The organism is Scytonema sp. UIC 10036, assembly GCF_009725235.1.
Window position 1 is genome coordinate 1 of sequence record NZ_WJFC01000367.1, and the last position, 5,707, is coordinate 5,707.

Genomic DNA, 5,707 nt, shown 5'->3' on the forward strand with positions numbered 1-5,707 from the left:
TACTAGTTGTATTTTTTCTTTTTGTTTTTTTTTTTTTTTTGTTTTTTGTTTTTTGTTATTTGTTATTTGTTAGTTGTTAGTTGTTAGTGGTTGGTGGTTAGTGGCTAATACTAACAACTAACAACTATCAACTAACAACTAACAACTATCAACTATCAACTAACAATTAACTATCCAAAAATATGAACAACCAATTCTCTTACGTGATTTCTTTGTCTGTGTTCCCATACATAAATTCCCTGCCAAGTACCTAAGACCAAATGACCGTTATTTATAGGTATATTCTCTGAAGTACGGGTTATGGCTGTGCGGATATGTGCTGGCATATCATCGGGACCTTCTGCATCATGGATGTACTGAGCAGATTCTGGCACAAGTTTTGCCATAAAGTTTTCCAAATCCTTAAGTACATCTGGATCTGCGTTTTCTTGAATAAGCAAACTGGCTGAAGTGTGGCGTAAAAACAAGGTACACAAACCTGTGTCAACTCCTGATTCGGCGACTATAGCTTCAATTTTGGAAGTGATGTTGTGTAAGGATTTACCAGTAGTAGAAACCCTAAGTAGTTTTTGGTAATGTGGCATTGTCAAGTGTCATTAGTCATTAGTCATTGTTTTTTCTGATTCTTCGACTTCGTTATCTAGCCACGGAGAGTCAAAATGGCTCCATGGAAGGATAGGCTTATTTGGTAAGTTGGGAGTTAAGACTGTAATATTTGCTGGATCGGGTTTTGGCAAACGCAAGCCTCTTACCTTAGGTTCCCTATCGTTGAATTGTTGAAACGTACTCATAAATGTTGTTGTAAGTTAGGTATAAAGTAAACAGCTACCACGTGTAGCAAAGCAACTAAGGCAAGTCCCCAAGTAACACCAGCCGCATAGAACAAAGATAGAGAGATATCATTTAATGGCTGCTTGTTAGCATTATATGTCTCTACTAAGTTAACTATCATCTGTAACTGGTATTCTTCAGGTTGCATCACCAGATATGTCTCAAGAAATTGTTCGTTTTCCGGATTTGGTGAGATAACAAACTGGCGTGGTAGTAAAGCGTTTACTAATAAGGTAAAGTTTACCGAGAATAATACTACCTCCATAATACTAAACAAGCTAAAGACAGAAATCAGTCTGGCAATAGTTAGAACGCTTAACAGTGCGCTGTTTGCCACAAATAAAATATTCGTCTGAGTTAGCAAAATTTGCCGTTCTTCTTTCTGCTTATCCAAAACTCGACGCACATCTTGAGAGGCTAAGCTCAGAGTCAGGGAAGATAAATGTGTAGTTCCATGACAAAATAGGGAATTTTGGATTTTGGATTTTGGATTTTGGTTGGCATTGGGCATTGGGCATTGATTCTTTCCCCAGTCCCTATTCCTACCCCCTACCCCCTACCCCCTAAAATAATCAATGACAGCATTGGCTATAACTTCATTTCCATCTTTGGCAATAGGTTGAGATTGCTTTGGTGCTTGAGGTGGATGGTTGAGAAAATCCCAGGTTCCTTGAAAAAATTCAGATGGGGTCAGGATTTGATGAGAGTTGTAACTAGAGATACCATTAAGCAGAAAAGCTGCTTCCGCAAAATCATCACGGGTGACGGAAACAATAGGCAATCCCAATTTGGTTGCTTCCGCAAAAGTACTGTAACCTGGTTTGGAAACAACTCGCCCGCAAACAGGCATAAAATCCACCGGGCGGTACTTCCGATCGGTAACTGGAATTATGTTGGGCAGTTGGGGGGCATTTTTATCGAAGATGATAAATTGCCAATCGGGAAACTGTTGCAGGTTGTCATAAGGAATTTGTTGCAAACCCAATCCGCCAAAGGTGAGTAGAATAGTTTTTTCTGTTGGAGCTGTAATTCCCCAAGTAGAACGCACTTCTTCTGGAGTATAACGGGGAGAACCGCCTGTTAATCCTGTATCTACGATATTTTTAAAGGCACTCATTGGCTCATAGAATGGGAGACGATACAAGCGATCGCCCAGTGAGTAACAATTGCTTATCCAATCAGCTATTTCTGTAAAGCTTCCCCCCCAATCTCTATAAACAAAGTCCCATCCGAAGTTGCTGACTGTCCAACAAGGTATACCCGCAGCTTTGGCGATTTCACTAGCAAGGAAGGGAACATCTGCCAAGACTAGATGAACCCTGTTTTGGCGGATAAAATTGACTTCAGAAGCAATGATGGAATTTTTGTTTTTCTTTATCTCCAGTAATTTTTCCAATGTAGCGTCTTTATCCATCTGCAAACTATCCGCCTGCACCACACCTAAATCTAATGCACGGGGACGCTGGATAAAATCGCCTTCAATATAGCAATCTAACAACCACCGTGGAGCCGTTGTCACCATAATGAGCAGAACTTCCGGGCATAACTTCTGAATGGTGTTGGCTACTGATGCAGTGCGGGTTGCATGACCAAAGCCGTGATTGGTGATTGCTACGTATAAAGTGGGTCTTTCCATCTTTGAATCGCTTCTACTAGCCCATCAATTTCTGATTCTAAGGTAAAATAATGCACACACGCGCGCACGCAATCGGGATCGGCTATTCTTCGGGTTAGGTATCCAAGAGATTCCAAAAACTCCACAACTTTTTGGCTGGTTTGAGGCGTATAATGAGTCAGTTGAAAAGACACTAAACCACTTTCTGGTGGAGAAGTACGCAAACATTTTATTTCGGGCAGTGCTTGCAGGCGTTGCCAAAGATACTGACTCTTATGACAGATTTGCTGAAACCTTTCTGTTGCCGTTCCCCATTGCTGATGAAAGGAGATTGCCTCTCTTAACCCCGCATATAACGGATAATTTGATGTTGCTACTTCATAGCGTCGCCCATCTTGATACCAACTGACTGGTTTGGCTTGACTGTTGGAAATAACTCCACGCCAACCAATAAATGTGGGATGGTGGTTTTCTCTTGCTTCCGGCTTCACGTACAAACCTCCCACTCCACCTGGTCCGCACAACCACTTATGACCTGTGAAGGCGTAAAAATCAGCTCCCAATTCAGTTAAATTTAAAGGTAGTAAGCCAACGGATTGAGCTGCATCTATCATGACTCTGGTGTGGTTTTCATGGCATATTTTTGATATTTTGTCAATAGGCAAAATTTGACCGGTATTCCAAAGAACATGACTGAGTACGACAAGGCGAGTGGTTGGGCGTAAATGCTGAGCGATCGCCTCTACGGGATCGCCCCCATTTAAAGTTGCCATAACAGGGCAAACAGTGACTTCAACGGCTTCTCTACGACTAATTTCTCGTGCGATCGCTATGATACCAGGGTGTTCGCAATCAGATAATAGCAGGTGGTCGCCAGCATGCCAGTCAATACCCCACATAGCAATATTGCAACCAACAGTCACATCTTCTGTCAATGTTATGGTTTCCGGAGATGCATTTAATTCAGATGCGATCGCGACTCTAGTAGCTTCTGTTTCTTCCTCTATCCAGCGATTGACTTTTGTACCGAAAGGACCGACTTGCTGAATGTAAGCTTGAGCCTCGGTAATAGCACTCATAGCAGCTTGCGGCATTGGTCCTTGACCGCCATAGTTGAAATAGAATTTGTTTGCTAAAGCTGGGATTTGCTCTCGATGGTAATGCAGCGTACTCATGAGTGAAGTATGAAAGATTAGTGACGAAGGATAAGATACCACTTCATACTTTATCCTTCATACTTTATTAATAGTTACTCGTATCACTGCCATAACGTACTCATTCTTGTTACGCTAGGGGAATGCTAATCAATGCTGAATTACTGCTGCAATACCAACGTTGCAAGCGCCGTCCTTTTTTAGACCTTCGCGCTGACAGAAGTCAGCGAGATCCTGCAAATGACTTGCTGCTTAAACTGCAACAAGACAAAATTGCTCACAAGCAGAGTGTTTTGGAACAATTTAATTATCAACGCCCAGACTACCGCTTTGGAGATTGGGAAACAGGTGAAGCTGCAACATTGGAGTTAATGCAGCAAGGAGTAGAGTGTATTCATGCGGGGGTGCTGACTGTTGGTGATTACCAGGGGTATACCCTACTCAGCCGTACCGATCTTCTTGTTAGACAAGCAGGAATGTCTCGCTTTGGAGATTGGGTGTATGTTCCGGTAAACATCGAACTGGGTAAACGCCCCAAACAGGAATATCAAATTACAGCTGCATTTCACGCTTACGTATTAGCGAAAGTACAGCAAGTGGAGTTAAAAACAGCTTGGCTGAGCTTGCGTGGAAAAGAAGAGAATTATCCTGTAGATATTTCAAGATGGGAACCCCAAATGCATGAAGTTATGGGGGAGTTTATTCAAACTCTAGAACAAGACGAACCACCAGAGGTATTTATCTCTCGTCAGAAGTGCAGTCTTTGCACTTGGTACAGTAGCTGTTACAAAGTAGCCCAAAATCAAAAACATCTTTCTCTACTACCAGGAGTAACGCCTGTTCGTTATAAACAATTAAAAGCACTAGACATAACAACTGTAGAGTCCCTAGCTAAAACGAATCCAACACAATTAGAACAGTTACCTGGTTTTGACCGTGTAGTGGCTCCCAAACTCATTTTACAAGCTCAATCTGTAGTTCAAAATCGACCAATTATATTACCTGATTTATCATTAAGAAAAGACACGGCTGAAGATTTCTATAATTCAAGCTACTCTATTCAAGTTGAAGCAACACCAAGAAGATACGTAGATATTTTTAATGAAACTTATCCTTTGCAAGATATTTTGTCTACAGCCCCAGTGGAAATATTTTTTGATATTGAGGCACAACCCGACTTACATTTAGATTATTTGTTGGGAGTTTTGATTGTTGATAGAGAAAGTAATACAGAGATATTTTACTCCTTACTCGCAGAAAGTCAAGAAGATGAAAGATTAATTTGGGAGCAATTTTTAAACCTGGTAGGGCAGTACCCAGATGCTCCCATTTATCACTTTTGTGTGTACGAATTTGATACAGTTCAACGGTTAGCCAAACTATATGGGACTCCATATAGCTCTGTATTTCCCGTATTAAATCGGTTTGTGGACATTTATGAGATATTAACGCAAAACGTAGCTTTACCAGTAGAAAGTTACGCTTTGAAAACCATAGCTCGATGGTTGGGGTTTAAATGGCGAGACTTAGAAGCAAGTGGAGCTAAGTGTATTTACTGGTATGACCAATGGTTACAAACAGGCGATCGCACTTTGTTAGAAGTTATACAGCGTTACAACGAAGACGATTGCCGTGCAACCCGCAGCGTAAAAGATTGGCTTGTTAATTTTTTTTTAAGGGCTAATGGCTAATAATGTAGAGTGAGTATCAAGAGTTGTCGGTTAAACCTAAAAATATGAAAACACGTAGGTTGGGTTGAGGAACGAAACCCAACATTGACAGACATTTGTTGGGTTTTGTCACGGGGAAAGCCCAACCTACAAAAATTTGATATCCCTTGCAGTATTGGGATAGGCATTGCCCATTTATCATATACATAGTAATTTTTAATTGAGTCCAATACATCAATAATGAAGATTTGCCGAGACGTGTATCGACATTATTCAAATCAGAACTGCTATAGTTTTGGTGGGCTTTAGCCGTACCTACGTAGATTTTCCAAATCAGATAATATTCCTATAACTAAAAACCATTAGCAATTAGCCATTAGCAATTTGCAATTTGGTTTGTAATAATTCATTATTATGTTTTTTAATTTTAGAAGATT

Annotated in this window: 6 protein-coding genes; 1 reads left to right on the top strand and 5 read right to left on the bottom strand. The window is 40.7% G+C overall.

What is annotated here, in order from left to right:
* Positions 1 to 170: 170 nt before the first annotated feature.
* The 5 genes from F7734_RS60170 to F7734_RS60190 are packed head-to-tail and all read right to left on the bottom strand — an operon-like array spanning position 171 to position 3,621.
* Positions 171 to 584 carry a secondary thiamine-phosphate synthase enzyme YjbQ gene (locus tag F7734_RS60170; RefSeq protein WP_155753669.1) on the bottom strand — a complete coding sequence of 138 codons (414 nt, stop codon included), beginning with the start codon at positions 582 to 584 and terminating at the stop codon, positions 171 to 173.
* Between the two features lie 12 nt (positions 585 to 596).
* Complete coding sequence (locus F7734_RS60175) at positions 597 to 791, bottom strand: hypothetical protein (RefSeq protein ID WP_155753665.1); 195 nt, start codon at positions 789 to 791, stop codon at positions 597 to 599.
* Positions 788 to 1,342 carry a hypothetical protein gene (locus F7734_RS60180; protein ID WP_243147644.1) on the bottom strand — a complete coding sequence of 185 codons (555 nt, stop codon included), beginning with the start codon at positions 1,340 to 1,342 and terminating at the stop codon, positions 788 to 790. Before F7734_RS60180 ends, F7734_RS60175 begins: the two co-directional genes overlap by 4 nt.
* 45 nt (positions 1,343 to 1,387) lie before the next feature.
* On the bottom strand, positions 1,388 to 2,467 hold the full coding sequence (locus F7734_RS60185) for a glycosyl transferase (protein WP_155753666.1): 1,080 nt from the start codon (positions 2,465 to 2,467) through the stop codon (positions 1,388 to 1,390).
* Positions 2,443 to 3,621, bottom strand: coding sequence for an aminotransferase class V-fold PLP-dependent enzyme (locus tag F7734_RS60190; protein WP_155753667.1), 1,179 nt, complete (start codon positions 3,619 to 3,621; stop codon positions 2,443 to 2,445). Before F7734_RS60190 ends, F7734_RS60185 begins: the two co-directional genes overlap by 25 nt.
* 122 nt (positions 3,622 to 3,743) lie before the next feature.
* Between F7734_RS60190 and F7734_RS60195 the strand changes: the two genes are divergently transcribed.
* Positions 3,744 to 5,291, top strand: a complete 1,548-nt coding sequence (locus F7734_RS60195; protein WP_155753668.1) for a TM0106 family RecB-like putative nuclease — start codon at positions 3,744 to 3,746, stop codon at positions 5,289 to 5,291.
* Positions 5,292 to 5,707 lie beyond the last annotated feature (416 nt).

Coding starts and splice junctions, on each gene's coding strand:
- F7734_RS60170 (WP_155753669.1), bottom strand. CDS start 584: ATGCCACATTACCAAAAACTACTTAGGGTTTCTACTACTGGTAAATCC.
- F7734_RS60175 (WP_155753665.1), bottom strand. CDS start 791: ATGAGTACGTTTCAACAATTCAACGATAGGGAACCTAAGGTAAGAGGC.
- F7734_RS60180 (WP_243147644.1), bottom strand. CDS start 1,342: ATGCCCAATGCCAACCAAAATCCAAAATCCAAAATCCAAAATTCCCTA.
- F7734_RS60185 (WP_155753666.1), bottom strand. CDS start 2,467: ATGGAAAGACCCACTTTATACGTAGCAATCACCAATCACGGCTTTGGT.
- F7734_RS60190 (WP_155753667.1), bottom strand. CDS start 3,621: ATGAGTACGCTGCATTACCATCGAGAGCAAATCCCAGCTTTAGCAAAC.
- F7734_RS60195 (WP_155753668.1), top strand. CDS start 3,744: ATGCTAATCAATGCTGAATTACTGCTGCAATACCAACGTTGCAAGCGC.